General features: G+C 73.2%; 12 protein-coding genes and 1 pseudogene. 6 read left to right on the top strand and 7 right to left on the bottom strand.

The window, feature by feature from the left end:
- Positions 1-10: 10 nt before the first annotated feature.
- Together Prum_RS36470 and Prum_RS36475 are read right to left on the bottom strand one after the other, a co-directional pair.
- Positions 11-799 (bottom strand): inositol monophosphatase family protein, encoded by a 789-nt coding sequence (locus Prum_RS36470; protein ID WP_173081039.1) that lies wholly within the window; start codon positions 797-799, stop codon positions 11-13.
- Positions 792-1892, bottom strand: coding sequence for a DUF418 domain-containing protein (locus tag Prum_RS36475; RefSeq protein WP_173081041.1), 1101 nt, complete (start codon positions 1890-1892; stop codon positions 792-794). Before Prum_RS36475 ends, Prum_RS36470 begins: the two co-directional genes overlap by 8 nt.
- A gap of 270 nt (positions 1893-2162) precedes the next feature.
- Between Prum_RS36475 and Prum_RS55395 the strand changes: the two are divergent.
- Together Prum_RS55395 and Prum_RS55400 are read left to right on the top strand one after the other, a co-directional pair.
- Positions 2163-2636: pseudogene (locus Prum_RS55395) on the top strand (snapalysin family zinc-dependent metalloprotease); the annotation flags it as partial.
- Positions 2637-2651: 15 nt separating this feature from the next.
- Entirely contained in the window at positions 2652-3350 is a 699-nt protein-coding gene (locus Prum_RS55400; protein WP_371871408.1) for a S1 family peptidase, read from the top strand.
- A gap of 229 nt (positions 3351-3579) precedes the next feature.
- On the opposite strand, the gene Prum_RS36485 is transcribed toward Prum_RS55400, so the two are convergent.
- Genes Prum_RS36485 through Prum_RS36500 form a run of 4 tightly spaced genes read right to left on the bottom strand, consistent with a single transcriptional unit; the run spans position 3580 to position 8161 of the window.
- A complete protein-coding gene (locus Prum_RS36485; protein WP_173081045.1) occupies positions 3580-4041 on the bottom strand; it encodes a DUF1304 domain-containing protein in 462 nt (153 codons plus the stop codon).
- Positions 4038-5390, bottom strand: coding sequence for an FAD-dependent monooxygenase family protein (locus Prum_RS36490; protein WP_173081047.1), 1353 nt, complete (start codon positions 5388-5390; stop codon positions 4038-4040). The genes Prum_RS36485 and Prum_RS36490 overlap by 4 nt, the downstream gene beginning before the upstream one ends.
- Positions 5391-5438: 48 nt before the next feature.
- Positions 5439-6293, bottom strand: coding sequence for a DUF72 domain-containing protein (locus tag Prum_RS36495; RefSeq protein ID WP_503826931.1), 855 nt, complete (start codon positions 6291-6293; stop codon positions 5439-5441).
- A 23-nt stretch (positions 6294-6316) separates the two neighbouring features.
- The gene (locus Prum_RS36500; protein ID WP_173081049.1) at positions 6317-8161 is read right to left on the bottom strand and encodes a hypothetical protein; all 1845 of its coding nucleotides are present in this window, start codon (positions 8159-8161) and stop codon (positions 6317-6319) included.
- A 108-nt stretch (positions 8162-8269) separates the two neighbouring features.
- Between Prum_RS36500 and Prum_RS36505 the strand changes: the two genes are divergently transcribed.
- Positions 8270-11158 (top strand): ATP-binding protein, encoded by a 2889-nt coding sequence (locus Prum_RS36505; protein WP_173081051.1) that lies wholly within the window; start codon positions 8270-8272, stop codon positions 11156-11158.
- A 20-nt stretch (positions 11159-11178) separates the two neighbouring features.
- Positions 11179-11679: a hypothetical protein gene (locus tag Prum_RS36510; RefSeq protein ID WP_173081053.1), complete on the top strand. Its 501-nt coding sequence runs from the start codon at positions 11179-11181 to the stop codon at positions 11677-11679.
- 3 nt (positions 11680-11682) lie between these two features.
- Here Prum_RS36510 and Prum_RS36515 read toward each other — a convergent pair whose 3' ends face one another.
- The gene (locus tag Prum_RS36515) at positions 11683-12789 is read right to left on the bottom strand and encodes a glycoside hydrolase family 5 protein (RefSeq protein ID WP_173081055.1); all 1107 of its coding nucleotides are present in this window, start codon (positions 12787-12789) and stop codon (positions 11683-11685) included.
- 409 nt (positions 12790-13198) lie between these two features.
- On the opposite strand from Prum_RS36515, the gene Prum_RS54070 reads away from it, so the two are divergent.
- Both Prum_RS54070 and Prum_RS36525 read left to right on the top strand, forming a co-directional pair.
- A complete protein-coding gene (locus Prum_RS54070) occupies positions 13199-14824 on the top strand; it encodes a DedA family protein (RefSeq protein ID WP_173081057.1) in 1626 nt (541 codons plus the stop codon).
- On the top strand, positions 14706-17024 hold the full coding sequence (locus Prum_RS36525) for a DUF1707 domain-containing protein (protein ID WP_173081059.1): 2319 nt from the start codon (positions 14706-14708) through the stop codon (positions 17022-17024). The genes Prum_RS54070 and Prum_RS36525 overlap by 119 nt, the downstream gene beginning before the upstream one ends.
- Positions 17025-17034: the final 10 nt, after the last annotated feature.

Below are 17034 nucleotides of genomic sequence, written 5' to 3' on the forward strand. Positions count from 1 at the left end.
GAGCGGCCCCTCAGCGAAACTGCTTGCCGATCAGGGCGAGCAGGGTGTCGTGCGTCGGCTGATCCGCCGACACGAGCAGGCCGTCCGCGCCCGCCTCGACGGGCTGGCCACGCAGGCCGGTCACCACGCAGCCGGCGGCCCGGCACACCGCGACGGCGCTGGCGAAGTGCACGTTGTCGCGTATGTCGCTGTCGGCGACGTACGCGGCCCGCCGGCCGGCCGCGACCCACAGCAGCGCCAGCGACGTGGACGTCACCCGGGCCCCGAACTGTTGCGTGAACGCCAAATCGCTGAGCAGCCGGACGGCCCGGAAGCCCGGCCCGTTGGCGAACGGCGGTTCGAGGTTGATGTCGACCAGGCGTACGTCCGGTGTGGGGGTGAGCGGCCGGTCGGCGCCGTCGTGGCGCAGGAGCGCCTGGTCGCCGTCGGTCCAGAAGACCTCCCCGGTGAACGGGGCGGCCGACGCCGCGGCGGTGACGCCCGCGCCGGTACGCAGGGCGACGTTGACCGCGACCAGCGGGGTCCGCGCGGCGAAGTTGAGGGTGCCGCACAGCGGATCGACCAGCCACACGCGGTCGGCCGCGGGGTCGCCGGTGCGGCCGGACTCCTCACCCAGCACGGCGTCGTCCGGCCGGGCGGCCCGCAACACGTCGAGGATGGCCTTCTCGGCTTCGAGGTCGGCGACCGTGGCGAAGTCGTTGCCGACCTTGGCGTACCGCTCCAGGGGCCGGCCGAAGTGGGCGCGCACCACGGCGGCGCCCGCTTCCGCCGCCGTGATCGCGAGTTGCGCGTCAGACATTCCTTGATCCTATGGGCCGGTACGTCAACCGGCGCAGCACCCGCTCGGCCGGCCCCCGGTAGCCCCGCTCGTCCATGGCCCGCGCGGCGAGCACCGACACCGCCCACACGGTCACGGCGGCGGCGACCGCGATGTACGTGGAGCCACCCAGGTCGAGGGCGAACGGCATGAAGATGGCGGTCCAGGCCACCGACTGGAACAGGTACCCGCTCAGCGACCGCTGGCCCAGCGCGGCGACGGCGCTCACCACCGGCCGCCGCCGCCCGGCGGAGAACCGCAGCGCGAGCAGGCCGAAGAGCGCGACGTACCCCGGGCCGCCGTATTCGCCGCTGATGGCGTGCAGGTAGGTGACCGCGTCGAGGGTGTCCGGATCGACCCGCACCACGCCGGCGGCGACCAGCGCGTACGGCAGGGCGCCGAGCAGGGTGATGGCGAGGCAGCCGATGGCGGTGCGGCGCAGCAGGACGCGGTGCGCCGCCGGGTCCTCCAGGATGCGGCGGCGGCCGGCCCAGATGCCCAGCCAGACGATGAAGATGAACGGCACCACCGTGGCCGTGTGCGCCGGCCACTCCGCGAGCCGGTCCAGCACCCCTTGCCCGTACGACGTCGCGGCCAGCGACGGGTTGGGCGTGTTGACGAGAACCGCGTGGCCGCCCTCGGCCTGGGTGGCCACCATCGCGACGACGACGGCGAGGTAGCCGGTCATCAGCGCCCACAGCCACACGACGATCCGGTGGAAGCGGTCCCCGCGGCGCAGCAGGAGGAGCGTGGCGATGATCCCGACGATGCCGTACGCGCCGAGGAAGTCCCCGAAGTACAGCAGCGTGGCGTGGACGAGGCCGAAGGCGATGAGCCAGGCGTTGCGGCGCAACAGGATCCGGCGCGCGCTGGCCCCGGTGGCCTCGGTACGCCGGGCGAGCTGCACCAGCCCGTACCCGAACATCACCGCGAACACCGGGTAGGCCCGGCTGTCCACAAAGGTGACCATGAAGAAGTTGACCAACCGGTGGAGGCCGTGCGGCGTACCGTCGATGCCGGGCTGGCCGGCGAAGGCGAAGTTGGCCGCGTTGGCGAGCGCGATGAACAGCAGCATGGCGCCGCGAGCGAGGTCGGGGGCGAGCGCCCGGCCGGCGCGGGGACGGGCCCCGCGGTGGGTTTCGTAGCCGCAGTAATTGTCATGAGCCCAGGCTCGCCGGCAACGGCGGTGAAGTCCCTGGGCCAAGACCCCGTATTCGGGGTGGGCCTAGGCCCACCATCATCCTGCGATAGGGCAACTTCCGGTATTGCCCGATGCATCGAAGCATCTGACTTAATGGATAGCGTGGTCGGGGCTACCCGCCCAACGACATTCAGGAGGTCACCCATGCTCCTAAGAAGACTGTCGGCAGCGGTACTCGGTGCGGCCGTGATCGCGGCGCTCCAGATCGCCAGCGCGGCGCCGGCACAAGCGGCGCCCCGGGTGCTGTACTACGACGCCAGCCGGGCGGCCGAGTTCGTCGCCGTCGTCCACCAGGGCGCGCAGAACTGGAACAGCCGCGTCAGCAACGTACGCCTGGAGCCGGTCCCGGCCGGCCAGCGGGCCAACATCACCGTATACGCGGACAACGGCTGGCCACGCGCGTACACCTCGTCGCTCGGCAACGGCTACTGGTACATGGGCCGCCAGGCGGTCAACCAGGGCTACCACCCGCCGCGCATCGCCGCGCACGAGTTCGGGCACCTGCTCGGCCTGCCCGACCGGCGTACCGGCTTGTGCGCCGACCTGATGTCCGGCAGCAGCGCGGCCGTCTCGTGCACCAACGCGTACCCCAACAGCGTTGAGGCCAGCCAGGTCAACCGAAACTTCGCGACCCTGGCGACGACCGGCGCCCGCGCGTACGACTGGGCGGGCACCGAGTCCGGCGGCGACTTCCAGACGATGATCGTCAACGGCCGGCCGGCGACGGAGAACTACCCGTTCCTGGTCTACACGTCCGGCTGCACCGGCTCGCTGATCAAGGCGAACTGGGTGGTCACCGCGCGGCACTGCCCGACCCCGTCCTCCGTACGCGTCGGTAGCGTCAACCGCACCAGCGGCGGGACCGTCGTCTCCGTCGCCGGGGCCGTCAACCATCCGAGCATCGACGTCAAGCTGCTGCGGCTGAGCAGCTCGGTGACGTACGCGCCGGCGCCCATCCCGACCACGTCCGGCGCGGTGGGCACCGCCACCCGGATCATCGGCTGGGGCCTGACCTGCCCGACCCGGGGTTGCGGCTCGGCGCCGGTGGTCGCCAACGAGCTGGACACGTCCATCGTCGCGGACAGCCGGTGCGTCGGCATCAACGGCACGTACGAGATCTGCACCAACAACACGAACGGCAACGCCGGCGCCTGCTACGGCGACTCCGGCGGCCCGCAGGTGCGGATGATCAGCGGCCGCTGGAACCTCATCGGCGCCACCAGCCGGTCCGGTAACGGCAGCGCGGTCTGCGCGACGGGCCCGTCCATCTACGAGGACCTCCCGTCGATCCGCTCCTGGATCAACACCCAGGTAGGCGGCCTCCCCGCTTAGTTGACTGTCCCAACCTTCTAGGGCGGTTTTGGGGCCGGGGCGCCTCGCGAAGCCCGTCAGGCTTGATGTCTTCGCGAGTCACCCCGGCCCCAAAACCCGACCAGGGCGTCCCAGTCGACAACCTCACCCACAAAGGAGTCCCCGCCGACCTTTGAGTCTCCAGGGACCCAAACCCCGGCGGCAACTCCAGAGTCTTTAAAGCGTGACTGTCGCTCCTAGCTGGACCAGGTCAGTTTTGGGGGCCAGGGTGACCTGAGAAGACATCAAGCCTGACGGGCTTCTCAGGGCGCCCTGGCCCCCCAAAACCCCACCCGGGCTCAGGCGAAGGCGAAAGCCAGGGCCACCAGGGGGCCAGTCCCTGGATCGCCGCCGCGCGGGCCATCCGGAGGTTGCTGGCCAGCAGCACGAGCGCGGCGGCGAGCATGCTGGCGCAAGCGAAGACGACCACCGCGCGGCCGGCCGAGTCGTCGCTCGACCACACCACGACCAGGCCGCCCAGCGCGCCCAGGGCGAGGAAGAGGTTGTAGAAGCCCTGGTTGAACGCCCACGGCCGGACCGCCGCGAGGTCGCCGGCCCGGACGCCGAACGTGGCGTGCACCGCCGGCCGGCCGAAGAGCACGCTCTCCATGCTGAAGATCATGATGTGGATCAGCCCGGCGACCAGGGCAGCTACCTGCGCGACAACGTTCATCCGGCGATTCTCGCGGGCGGCGCCGCCGCCGGTGCGGTGGGGGAGGGTCGGCGCAGGAATCCACGCAGGACGCGCAGCACGATGCCGGGCGCGAGCAGCCGGGTGGGCGGGTCGACCAGGTTCACCACGCGGAGGAACGCGGCACCGAGCACGGGGTCGGCGGTGGCGGCCCGGTGCAGGCGGTGGATGTACGCGTTGACGAACCTCACCCGTGGCCCGCGGGGCCCGTCGACCTCGGCGAACCGCAGGTCGGTGCCGACCGCGATGGCCCACGGCGCGTCGATGAGCCGGGCGGCGCCGCGGAAGAACCGCCGCGCGAGGTCGTCGGTGCCGGCGGTGACCAGGCGCCGCAGCAGCTGGGCCTCCAGCGCCGCGACGGTGATGCCCTGGCCGTAGATCGGGTTGAAGCTGCACAGGCCGTCGGCCACCACCAGGTAGCCGTCGGGGAAGCGGCGCAACCGCTCGTACCGGCGGCGCACGGTGGCAGGGAAGCGCATCTTCACCGCGTCCGTGGCGGGCTCGGCGGTGCGCAGGATCTCGGTCAGCTCGGGCAGCGGCAGCGTGCCGGCGAACTCGGCCATGCCCGCGTCGTCGGTCGGCGGCTCCTCGCCGAGCATGCCGCTCAGCGCGATCGCGAACCGGTCGTCCTCCATCGCCGCGACGATGCCGGCCCGGGGCGAGCCGGGCACGGCGTTGGTGATGGCGCCCAGCAGGTCCTCGATCAGGCCCGGGTGCCGCCGGTACGTCCGGGTCACGTAGGTGACGCCGACCCGTACCTGCTCCTCGGCCGGCGCCGGGTAGCCCAGCTCGCCCAGCCACACCGGGGTACGGGAGGCCCGTCCGCCGGCGTCCACCACCAGGTCGGCCGGGATGGTCCCGTCCACCAGGCGTACCCCGGTGACGCGCCCGCGGTCCGGGCTGGTGGCCAGTCCCACCGCCTCGGTCCCCGTGCGGATCTCGACGCCGGGCAGGGCCGTGACCCGCTCGCGGACCGCGTGTTCGAGCAGCGGCCGGCTGAGCCCTAGCGCCACCAGCGGCGACGGCGCCCGGCGCATGAGGTAGGCGTCGTTGTGCCAGGAGACCTCGCCGTGCAGGTCGACCAGCGGAGCGCCGGCCCGCCGCAGGTCTTCGGTCAGCCCCGGAAACAGGTCCTCCAGCGCCTCGCGCCCCCGGGAGAGCAGGACGTGCAGCTGCCGGCCCTGCGGCACGCCGCGCCTGGCCGCCGCCGATTCCGGCAGCGCGTCGCGATCCACGATCACGATCTTCTGGTACGCCTCGCGGAGCGCGCGGGCCGTCAACAGCCCGCCCATGCTCGCGCCGATCACTACCGCCGTTCCCGTAGAAGCCATGTGCCGGACGTTATGCGCGCCCGGCGCGTCAGCCGTCTTCCAAAGTGCTCAGAAGAGAGTCGGGGGTGCGGCCGGCACCGGTTCGGGCAGCGGGGCGAGGTCGGGCACGCCGGCGCGTACCTCGTCGTGGAAGCGGCGGGCGAGCGCGAGCGCGTCGGCGTTGTCCGGGGTGTGGATGAACACGGTCGGCGATCTGCCTTCGCGCAGCCACCCGGTGGCCATCTCGACCCAGTGCCGCCAGCCCTCGACGGTGCTCGCGGTGGCGTCCCGGCCGAGGTACCGGACGATCGGGCGGTCGGTCAGCGCGCGCGACCGGCGTGGCATGCGCGGCTTCTTGGTCCAGGCGTCCCGCTCGGCGTCGCTGGTCGGCGGGCGCTGGAAGAACGCGACCGTGTCGAACGGGATCCACTCCGCGCCCGCGCGGGCGAGCACGTCTTCGAGCACCGTCGCGGACCGGGCATCCTCGAAGAAGGCGCGATGGCGGACCTCCACGGCGTACCGGTGGATGGTGGGCAGGCGGCGCAGAAAGCCGGCGAGGACCGGGACGTCGTCGGGCGCGAAGGAGCCCGGCAGTTGCAACCAGAGCGCGTGGGCCCGCGGGCCCAGCGGCTCGATGGCGTCCAGGAACGCGCGCACTTCCTCGTCGGCGCCGGCCAGCCGGCGTTCATGGGTGATGGTCTTGGGCAGCTTGACCACGAACCGGAAGTCGGGGTCGGTCTGGCGCGCCCACGAGGCCACCGCGCTGCGCGCCGGGGTGGCGTAGAACGTCGTGTTGCCCTCGACCGCGTTGCAGTGGCTGGCGTAGGCCCGCAGGCGTTCGTCGGGCGGAAGCGGATGCGGGAGGAAGCGTCCTTGCCATGGCTTGTGGGTCCACATCGCGCATCCCACGTGGAGGCGGCGCATCGGGCCCACGATATACGGGCCGTTCAGTCGTCGTGGATGCCGGTGCCGCTCAGCCGCTGAATCGGGACGTCCATGGTGGACAGATCATCCGTCGGCGCGTCCCGATCGAGGGCGGAACGGTCGGCGCTGGTGGGCACCTCGGCCCGGACCCGTTGCGCCAGCGGCAGGAACTTCTCCTGCAGGACGATGCTCGGGCTGCACTCGACCGCCTGCACGACCGCCTTGCCCTGCTGGTGCGTGACCAGCAGCAAGGCGTACTCGGGGATGCTCTGCAGCGTCGTCGGCTCCACCGCGTACTCGTAGACCCGTTGCCGGGACTGGCCGCTGGACCGGCTCTGCTGCTCCGTGACGCTGACGCTGCTCACCCAGCGCCACCCGGGCGTGCCGCCCACGGTGAGCGACTCCGACTGGCCGACGCCGTGGGTGAGCTGGCTGAGGACGAAGCGGTGATCGCGGCCGATGAACTGGGCGGCCGCCGCGGCCTCGGTGTCGTCACCCAGACGCATGAAGGCCACCGCGCCGCTGCCGATCGCCTGCCGCGGGTCGCGCCGCAGGCGGGCGTGGAAGGTCACCAGGTGCACACCGCGCCGGTCGCAGGCGCTCGCCAGCCGTTCCATGCGTTCGGTCGCGATGTCGTCGGCGCCGGCGATGACCAGTGTGCTGCGTGGCCGCTGCGCGCCGGTGTGGACCTTGTGCGTCAGCCACCGCACCAGCAGGTCGCTGAACATGCGGCGGCGGGTGGCGCCGAGCTGCGGCGGGGTGACGATGCTGAGCAGCCCGCTGTCCGGCGGTTCGACGCCGCCGGTGGGCCGCTCACCCAGCCGCCGCAGCGGCGACAGCTCCGACTCGATGCGCTGCAGATGTCCGATGACGCCTTGCCGGTACTCGTCGGTGAACATCTCCTCGGCGATGTGCCGGCGCTCCTCGCGGCCCAGCGGTCCGGGGTCGGCGCCCGCCGGGCCCCGGCTGTCGGGGCGTTGGCCGGCGGCCACCCGTACCGCGGCGAGGATCCGGTTGATCGTGATGTCGGTACCGAGCGCGGCGCAGATCTCGGTGAGCAGGTAGTGGTCGATCGTCGCGTCAGGCCCCGGGTTGATGAGATCGACCAGGGTGTCGACGGTCTGCTCGGCGTCCATGCCGGCGAACGGGTTGAACTCGGGCAGGTCGTCCGGGAGGTGGCACACGCGCGTGTCGTGGCCGTGCTCGCGGGCCAACCGGACGAGGTCCTCGGTCACCGTGGCGCCGGAGAGGTCGACCACGGTGAGCGGCACGCCGGCGCCGAGCGTGGACGAGCCGAAGACCGTGAGCAGCCCCTCCCAGCCCCAGTGCGTGCCGCCGAACACGTCGAGGCGGCGGCTGGTCGGCGGCAACTCCTGGGCGCGCCACTCGGCGAGTTCCTCGATCCGGTCCCGTTCCTGCGCCTCGTGTCGCTCGCGGGCCTGCTCCCAGGAGGCCCGGTTGACAACGTTGCCCGTACGGATGTCGGCGCACCGCCGGTCGAAGGCGTCCACATCGGCGCGAGCGCGGCGTACCGGCAACTCCGCCAGGACCGCCGCGACGCCGACGATGCCCACGAAGACGAGGGCGGCGAGCCGGATGTCAGCCAAAAGAGTGACACACCCGAGCCCGATGAGGCCGGCCATGGCACCGCCGAGGACGACCGGCACGCGGTTGTCCCGGGCCCAGTTAACCGCGCGTTCCAGCTTCCGGCGTTCGTCCGGATCCGGGTCGGGGTTGGGCACCGGCCGGGGCCGGCGGTACGGGCGGAACGCCTGCCAGGGGTCCTCGAAGACCCATCCCAGCCGGCGCCCGGCCGCGAAGAGCAAACGCACCCGTTCTCGTTCGTCGTCCGGTGATGGCTTCGTCATGCAGGCCCCCTGCACTGGCACACGAACGGGTGACCGTGGGTAGCCGTTACACAGCGCTACGCACGGTCGATGGTACGTATGGCGGCCTTCTGTTTCTAGACTGTCGCTATGGGTGACGAACGATGGCTGGACGGCCTAGCCGCGTTCGCCGTTCGGGAGTTGCCCAGACCTGCGCCGCGGCTCGACGGTGCCGCCCCCGACGACGGCGGGCAGCGGCAGCGGGCCGCGGCCGTCGCCGCCGCCTTCCACGCCGCCGGGCCGGAAACCGCCACGGTCGGGATCGCGTGGTGCCGGCCGTCCGCGCAGCAACCGGTCGGCGTGTGGGCGCTGGGCGACGTGATCGGTTCCCGCACCGTCGACGGCGGCCTGACGTTGAGCCTGCCGATCGGTGCCCGCGCGACCGCCGTACCGGAGGGCGTCGCGGCCGAACTGCGGTCGCTTCCAGTGTGGACACGCGTCGGCGCGATCGCCGACGCGCTGGCGCTGGACACCGGCGACGGGCCCGAACGGGCGCAGGCGCGGCTGTCCCTGCCGGAGGCGTTGCTGGCGGTGTGGCACGAGCCGTTCGCCTGGCTGATCGCGGCGACGGCGGTCAGCCTCGACGAGATCGCCGACCGCGCCGCCGACATCGCGGAGCAGGCACGCGACGCCAGGTCGCGGGCGCAGTCCTCGGCGGAGTACGCGGTGCGCTCGACCCGGCTCGAACGCCAGCTCGGCGAGTTGCGGCTCGCGTCCACGACCGGGCTGTGGCGGGTGCACCTGCTCGCTGGCGGAACGGACGAGCGTTCGGCCCGGCGGATCGGCGCGACGCTCGCCGGGGCGGCCGACCTGGCCGGCCTGCCGCACGTGCTGGTGCCGACCGGGGTGACCGGTCCCCTCGACGACGCGCTGTACCACCCGGCCTGGGGATCGGCTCCGGCCGACGCGCCGTTCTTCGCCCCGTCGCGCCTGGTCGCGGCGCTGTTGGAGCCGCCGCGCCGGGAGGTGCCGGGCCTCCGGCTGCGGCTGCCGCCGGACTTCGACACCACACCGGAGGCGGACGCGTTGGCCGGGACGGACGTGGTGCATCTCGGCCGGGTGCTGGACGGCAACGGGGCACCGGTCGGCGCGCTGCCGGTCGCCGCGGCCAGCCTGGTGCGGCACGTGTTCGTCGCCGGCGCGACCGGTGCCGGCAAGTCGCAGACCGTCCGGAACCTGCTGGAAGAGGCCACCCGGATCGGCGTGCCGTGGCTCGTCATCGAACCGTCCAAAGCGGAGTACCGGGCGATGGCCGCGCGCCTGCCCGGCGTGCCGGTGATGGTGGTCCGCCCCGGCGACGTCGACACCGCGCCGGCCGGGCTGAACCCCCTCGAACCGGCGGCCGGGTTTCCCCTGCAGACCCACGTCGACCTGGTGCGCGCGCTGTTCAACGCCGCGTTCGACGCGGAAGAGCCGTTTCCGCAGGTGCTCAGCGCCGCGCTCATCCGCTGCTACGAACGCCAGGGCTGGCACCTGGCGCTCAACCGGCCGCAGGACGGCGCGCGGCGGCCGCGCTACCCGACCCTGACGGATCTGCAGCGGGCCGCCGAGGAGGTGGTCGCCGACATCGGGTACGGCCGCGAGGTCACCGACAACGTGCGGGGCTTCATCCGGGTACGCCTGGCGAGCCTGCGGCTGGGCACCACCGGCCGGTTCTTCGAGGGCGGCCACCCGCTCGACTTCGCCGAGGTACTGCGCAACCCGGTCATCTTCGAGCTGGAGGACGTCGGCGACGACCAGGACAAGGCGTTCCTCATGGGCACCCTGCTCATCCGGCTGACCGAGCACCTGCGGGTGGACAGCCGGCGGGCGGACGGCGGGTCCGGCCGGCCCGAACTGCGCCACCTCACCGTCATCGAGGAGGCGCACCGGCTGCTGCGCCGCCAGACCGAGCAGGGTCCGGGCGCGCACGCGGTGGAGATGTTCGCCGCGCTGCTGGCGGAGATCCGCGCGTACGGCGAGGGCATCGTCATCGCCGAGCAGATCCCGACGAAGCTCATCCCCGACGTCATCAAGAACACCGCGGTCAAGATCCTGCACCGGTTGCCGGCCCTGGACGACCGGCAGGCCGTCGGCGCCACGATGAACCTGACCGACGGGCAGTCGGCGTACCTCGTCACGCTGCCACCGGGCACCGCCGCCGTCTTCACCGACGGCATGGACTATCCGGTGCTGGCCCGCATGCCGGACGGCACCGCCCGGGAGGCCGTGCCCGTCGCGCCGGGAACGCCCGCGCGGCTGGTCGGCCGGCGCAGCGCCACCTGCGGACCGGAGTGCGTACGGCGGCCGTGCAGCCTGGCCGAGATCGGCATCGCCAGCCAGCTTCCCCGTGGCCCGGAACGGTCGTGGTGGCGGCTCTGGGCGGAGTTGTGCGTGGTCGCGCACCTCACCGGATGGACCGCGCCGCGCCCGCGCGCCGACCTGCTCGCCGGGGCTCGTGGCCTGCCCCGGCGGACGTTCGACTGCGTGGTGGGCCACCTCGCCGACGCCGCGGTCGCCGTACGGTCGGAGATCGTGACGCGGTCCGCCGACCCCGACGCGCTGGCCGCGCACATCGCGCACACCATGCGCGCCCAGCTCACCCGGGCCACACCCTGTGCGGCGGAGGAGCCGCAGTGGCTGGCCCGGTCCTTCCGCTGGAGCCTGGTCTGGGACGAGCTCAAGCGGACGGCCCGCGACCGGCCGGACGCGCCGCCGCACCCGCGTGCCGCCGAGTGGCAGGAGCGGTACGGCCGCACGCTCCCGCGGACCAGCGCCGCGGACCAGCTGGCCACGGTCCAGCAGTGGTACCAGGACGACGAGCGCGACAAGCGGACCCGCCATGAGGTCTTCTTCGGCACCCACCGGCCGTCCGCGATCGAGACGGTGCTCGCCGCCACGGCCCCGGACGACCCCTGGCCGGCCCGGTTGGACCGAGCCCTGGCCGACTTTCCCAACACCCGCTGGGCGCGGCGCTATCTCGGCGCCCCGCCGCCCTAAGCCACCCCCGGAGGAGCGACATGAGCAGCACGCTGGAGCGCGAGAGCACGCACGAGGACGACCGGCCGGACGAGCGCGGATCGGAGCAGGCCGACCAGCCCGAGCGGGACATGACGGTCGACACGGGTGGCGAGTTCGAGTCCCGGGCCGACCACCGGTCGGCGCTGGACCGGCTGCCCGGCGATTCCGGCGACGACGAAGGCCCGGAGCTGATCGACGACGACGCGGACACCGACATCGGCACGGACAGCGCCACGGACGACGCCGGCATCGGGGTTCAGAGCGACGCCGGCCCGCGCGCCGACGCCGACGCGCACACCAGCCCGCCGTACCCGCCCGAGCCGTCGCATTCGGCGCAGCACGCCGACAGCGGCTCGCACACGGCCGCCGACTCGCACTCGCATACGACATCCGACTCGCACTCGGCCACCCACTCGCACTCCGGCGGCGACTCCACCGCCAGCTCCACTTCCGGTTCCGGCTCCTCGTCGGGCTCGGGCTCCAGCTCCGGCGGCGGGTGACGGCTACTGGCTGGTGGATCCGGAGCGGATGCGGTCCCGGATGAAGTTTCCGGACTCGGTGAGCACGTCCGTGCCGGCGTACTCGGTGCCCTGGCACGTGCCCTGCTGGAACGCGGAGTTGCTCTCCCGGCCGTCGGAGAAGCTCCACATCGCGTACCCGATCTTGTGGCTCTTCAGCAGGTCGAGCCACTCGGTCGCGCTCGCCAGGTCGTTGGGGCCGTCACCGGTGAACGTCTGGGTGCCGAACTCGCTGACGAACAGCGGCAGGCTCGCCGCCGCCCGGTCGACCACCGCACGCCGGTCCGCACCGTGCGAGGCGGCGTAGAAGTGGAACGTGTACATGATGTTGTCGGCGTCGACCGGGTCGTTGATGATCTCGCTCTCGTCGCTGCCGTCGGTCAGGCCCAGCGACGAGAAGCCACGGGTGCCGACAAGCACCACGCCATCCGGGTCGGCCGCGCGTACGACGGGAATGACCTGCTCGGCGTAGCTCTTGATGTCATCCCAGCTCACCCCGTTGGGCTCGTTCGCGATCTCGTAGATGACGTTCGGCTTGTCGGCGTGCGCGGCGGCGACGTCCGCGAAGAACGTCTTCGCCCGCTCCAGGTTGAAGTTGGGATCACCCGGCGTGAGGATGTGAAAGTCGATGATGGCGTAGAGGCCCAGCGTGGTCGCCGTCTCGACGGCCTCGTTCACCTTGCTGGTGAAGCCGGCGGGGTCGGTCTCGAAGCCGCCCTCCTGCACGTACATCGAGATGCGGACGAAGTCGGCCAGCCAGTCGTTGCGGAGCGCCGCCAGCGAGTCCGGGTTGAGGCAGTCCGGGAAGAACTGGATGCCGTGGCTGCTCATGCCGCGCAACTGGATCGGCTCGCCGGCCTCGTTGCAGAGGTTGACGTCGCACACGCGCAGCTGCCCGTTGACCGCGACCGGCGACCCCGCCGGCCCGGCCAGCACCTCGGGCGCGGCCGCCGTCTCGGCCGTGCTCTCGGGTTGGACCATGCGCACCGTGTCGCCCTCGGTCTCGGCGTTCGCGATGGGTAGCACCGCCCACCCGGCGGCGACGACGGCGGCGGCGATGGCGGCGATGGCGAGGTTGCGGCGTCGAGGCATAGGGCGGGCTCCGGGGGCGTGCGCAGGTTCGCGGTTGTCGATGCCCCCTACTACGGACCTTGAGCCCCCACAGTTCACCCCTCCGCCCCGCGCCGCCCCCGTCCGCGGCCGCCTCCGTCCGCGGCCGCCTCCGTCCGCGCCGCCTCCGTCCGCGGCCGCCTCTGCCGCGCCGATCAAGGACTTCCGCGTCGATCAAGGGCATACGGCCGTGGTTTGATCTCCGATCCACGACCATTTGCCCTTGATCGACGGCGAAGTCCTTGATCGACGTGCATGGGGTTGATCGAGGAAGCACCGACCGACGGGGAAGTCCTTGATCGACGGGGAACGGGAGGGGTGGGAACCGGGGGACGCGTCAGGGTGATCACCGATGGTCGGGCTCCCGGGGCGTCTCTAGGGTATTGATCTTGTGCAGTGGCTTAACGATCTACTCGGTGGGCTGCCGCCGGTGCTCGTGTACGCCGTCGTGGGCGCGCTCGTCGCCGGCGAGGTCGCGGTCACCGCCGGCCTCGTGCTGCCGGCCGCGACCGCGCTCATCGCGCTCGGCCTGCTCGCCAACGCGGGAACGGTCGACATCGCGCCGTCGCTCGGCGTTGCGGTCGGAGCGGCCTGGCTCGGCGGCACGCTGGCGTACCGGTCGGGCCGGCGGCTGGGGTCGCGCGCCCGCACCACCCGTTTCGGCCGCTGGATCGGGCCCCGACGCTGGGAACGCGCCGACCGGCTCTTCACCCGGTACGGCGGCCGCGCCCTCTTCCTCGGCCAGTGGGTCGTGGTCGCGCGCACCCTCGTCCCGCGCCTCGCCGGGATGAACGGCGTGCCGTACCGCCGGTTCGCGGCCTGGCACACGCCGGCGGCGGTGCTGTGGGCGGTGTGGTTGGTGGGCGCGAGCTACGGCCTGGGCGCCTCGTACGACCGGGTCGCCAGCCGGCTCGGACACGCCAGCGGCGCCCTCGCGGTCCTGGTCGGCATGATCGTCGTACTCGTGCTCGCCGGCCGGTGGATCGGCCGGCACCCCGACCCGATCCGGGCGTCCGGCGCGCTGCTCGGCCGCCTCCCGCTGGTCCGGGCCGTGGCCGGCCGTGACGCGCCGGCGTGGTCGTGGCGCGGGCGCCTCGAACGCCGGTACCCGCTCCTGGGCCCGGCGTTCGACGTCGCGCTCAGCGTGGCGCTGCTGTCCGCGTTGGCCGCCCTGCTCGTCGTCGCGACGCCGGTGATCGTGCGGTTCAGCGGGCTGGACGCGGTGGACGCGTCGGTCGCCGCCTGGGCCCGCTCCGAATGGGCGTCGGACACCTACCTGTTCGCGCTCTCCGCCGCGACCAGCGTCGCGCCGGAGGGAGTGATCGGGGCTGCCGCCGTGGTGTCGATCGCGCGCTGGTGCTGGGTCTGGTGGCGCGGCGGGCACCGGCTGCGCCGCGACGACGCGGTCGGCATCCTCGCCGCACTGGGACCGGTGCTGCCAGTGGTCCTCCTCGCGGCCGTCCTGGAGGCGCTGATCCCGCCGGTGTCGACCGCCCGCGGCCTCGCGCCGGACGGGTGGCGCGCGCCCGAGTCGATCGTGCTGCCGCCGGTGGCCGAGTTCGACGGCCAACTCCCGCCGGCCGACGCCGCTGGCGCGCTCGCCGGCCTCGCCGCCGGTGAGACGGCGCTGCTGGCCGCCGCCGTCGGGCTGCTGACCTGGCTGTTGACCCGGCGCGCGCCGCGTCCGCTGCGGGTCGCGGCCTGGACAGCCGCCATCGGGTACGTCGTGGTCTGCGGCGGCGGGTGGGTCTTCATCGGCTGGAGCCGCACCAGCGAGACGGTCGCCGCGCTCCTGCTCGGGGCGGCGTGGACGGCGTTCAACGCGGCGATCTGGTCCGCCCGGCGTACCGGGGGCGCGGCACCGAACCGCCGGCATCGATCGAATATGATCTTCGCCCGTGGGAGACGATCGGGGCGCAGTCCGGGCGGTGAGCCTGCGGGCGACACACGCCGACCGGCGGAGCACAGTGGAGTTGCTCGACGCCGCCCTGGACGAGGGCCGGCTGGACCCGCGTGAGCACGACACCCGGGTACGCGCCGCGCAGGCCGCCAAGCGCCCCGGGGAGCTGGCGAAACTGGTGGCCGACCTGCCGGACCGCCCCGGCGTGTGGGAGTGGACCGACCACCTGCGCATCCGGGCCACCGATCGCCAGCGGGCCACGACCTGGCTCGGGGACGGGCTCGCCGCGGGCGTGCTGACCGCCGAGGAGCACGAGCGGCGGCTGGCGAAGATCGCCGCGGCGGTCACGTACGAGTCGCTGAGGAAGCAGCTCGACGGCGTACCCGGCCCGCCGGGCACGGTCCGCGAGCGGCTGTTCGTCACGGCGACGGACCGCGAACGCCTGACCGCCCGGCTGGCCCGGGCGCTGGCCGACGACCGGATCGGGGCGGACGACCACGCCGAGCTCCGGGACGCCGTCGCGGCGGCGAAGCGGTACGGCGACCTGGACCGGGCGTCGGCCGCGCTGGACGAGTCCGCCGGCCAGGACCCGCGCGCGGAGGTGATCCGGCGGCTGGACGCCGCGTACGCCGACGGCCAGATCGGGGCGGCCGACCACGAACGGCGGACCAGCGCCGCCAAGGTGGCCGGGCGCAACGCCGACCTGCGGGCGCTGCTCGACGGGCTGACCGAGCCGGCCAAGGGCGCGACCCCCGAGTGGATCGTCGGGCGGGCCAAGTCGACACTGGCCAAGCACCTGCTCACCGATGCCGAGCGCAAGCAGACCGCGCGGGCGCTCGAACGCGCCCTGCACGAGGGCCGCCTGGACCTCGATGAGTACGACGAGCGGGTGCGCGACGCGTACGCGGCGCAGGAGGCGGCCCAGCTCCGGCCGCTGCTGGTCGACGTCGTCGCCCCGGCCGGCGCCCCCGAGCGGCCGGACAAGGCGGCGCGGCGGTCGGCTCCGGGCCGGTTGCTCGGCGTGCTGGCCGTGGCCGGCGCGCTGGTCGCCGGGACGCTGGGCGTGGTCGCCTGGCGCTCCGGCGACCCGGCGCCGGCACCCGGTACCCCGGCCGCCCGGACCGATGTCAAGGTCGCGTGGGCGGCGCCCCTGGACCGCCCGACGGGCATCCAGGCCGTCGGCAACTGGGTGACGGGTTCGGCACTCATCCGGGCCCGCACCGACCAGGTCACCGCGTACGACCTCGCGGACGGGCGGGTGCGGTGGACCTTCCCGGTGCCCGGCCGCAACGAGCTGTGCACGATGAGCCGGGAGACCGAGGACGGCATCGGTCTGATCGGCTTCGGCCCGGACGACAGCGGCGTGAAGTGCACGACCATCGCCGCGCTCGACCTCGGCACCGGCCAGCTGCTGTGGCAGCGGTCCCGCAAGGTGTACGAGGGCGGCTCCGCCGCGCAGGGCGCGGTCAGCGACGAGGTCGGGATCGCGGCTGGCACAGCCATCGTCAAGGAGCCGGCCGGCTTCGTCGCCGTCGGCCTGCGCGACAACAAGGAGAAATGGCGCACCGCGGTGCGGGGCGAGTCGTGCACGGCGTACTCGGTGACCGCCTCCGGCACCGACGTGGCGCTGCTGTCGGCGTGCGAGGACAAGTCCGCCCGGCTGTCCATGGTGGATCCGGCATCCGGCCGGGTCCGCTTCGGCACCGACCTTCGACTGCACGACGACGACCATCTCGTAGCCGTGGTGGAGAACAAGAAAACCACCATCGTGCTGTCGACCACGCCACTGGTCGTCCGCACCTCTGACGACGGCAGCCGTACGCGCGACGCGGTCATCTCGTTCGATGGGCAGGGGCGGCGGCGCGCGACCGTACCGCTGTCGCAGGACGACCTCGACGTGGCGCCCCACCAGCTTCCCGCGCCGTTCGGGTGGTCGGACTCGTTTATCGCCCGGCCACCGCGTGCGTTCGCCGTCTTCGGCGACACGCTCATCGCGCCGGTCATGCTGGCCGGTGGCACGGGCGAGGACCGGCTGGCCGCGTTCTCCCTCGCGGACGGGCGCCGGCTGTGGCAGGTCGAGCTCGGGGCGCCGGTCGCGACCGCGACCGCCGACGGCGAACGCTTCGTCGTGGCCACCACCGACGCGAGAATCCGCGCCTTCTCGGCCGCCGACGGCCGCGCCCTGGGCGACACCCGGATCGATGCCCCGGAGGACTCGGTGTACGGACCGTACGAGCTGTGGCCCGCCGGCGACCGGTACGCGATCAGCCACGTGGAGGGGTCGGCCGGACCGCCGCCGGCCCTCGTGCTCGGCTGAGTCCGTCTAG

It is taken from the genome of Phytohabitans rumicis (assembly GCF_011764445.1).
In the GTDB taxonomy this organism is placed as follows: domain Bacteria; phylum Actinomycetota; class Actinomycetes; order Mycobacteriales; family Micromonosporaceae; genus Phytohabitans; species Phytohabitans rumicis.

Bases quoted from the DNA above. Each gene is read 5' to 3' on its own strand.
- Prum_RS36470 (WP_173081039.1), bottom strand. From the start codon at position 799: ATGTCTGACGCGCAACTCGCGATCACGGCGGCGGAAGCGGGCGCCGCC.
- Prum_RS36475 (WP_173081041.1), bottom strand. From the start codon at position 1,892: ATGCTGCTGTTCATCGCGCTCGCCAACGCGGCCAACTTCGCCTTCGCC.
- Prum_RS36485 (WP_173081045.1), bottom strand. From the start codon at position 4,041: ATGAACGTTGTCGCGCAGGTAGCTGCCCTGGTCGCCGGGCTGATCCAC.
- Prum_RS36490 (WP_173081047.1), bottom strand. From the start codon at position 5,390: ATGGCTTCTACGGGAACGGCGGTAGTGATCGGCGCGAGCATGGGCGGG.
- Prum_RS36495 (WP_503826931.1), bottom strand. From the start codon at position 6,293: ATGCGCCGCCTCCACGTGGGATGCGCGATGTGGACCCACAAGCCATGG.
- Prum_RS36500 (WP_173081049.1), bottom strand. From the start codon at position 8,161: ATGACGAAGCCATCACCGGACGACGAACGAGAACGGGTGCGTTTGCTC.
- Prum_RS36505 (WP_173081051.1), top strand. From the start codon at position 8,270: ATGGGTGACGAACGATGGCTGGACGGCCTAGCCGCGTTCGCCGTTCGG.
- Prum_RS36510 (WP_173081053.1), top strand. From the start codon at position 11,179: ATGAGCAGCACGCTGGAGCGCGAGAGCACGCACGAGGACGACCGGCCG.
- Prum_RS36515 (WP_173081055.1), bottom strand. From the start codon at position 12,789: ATGCCTCGACGCCGCAACCTCGCCATCGCCGCCATCGCCGCCGCCGTC.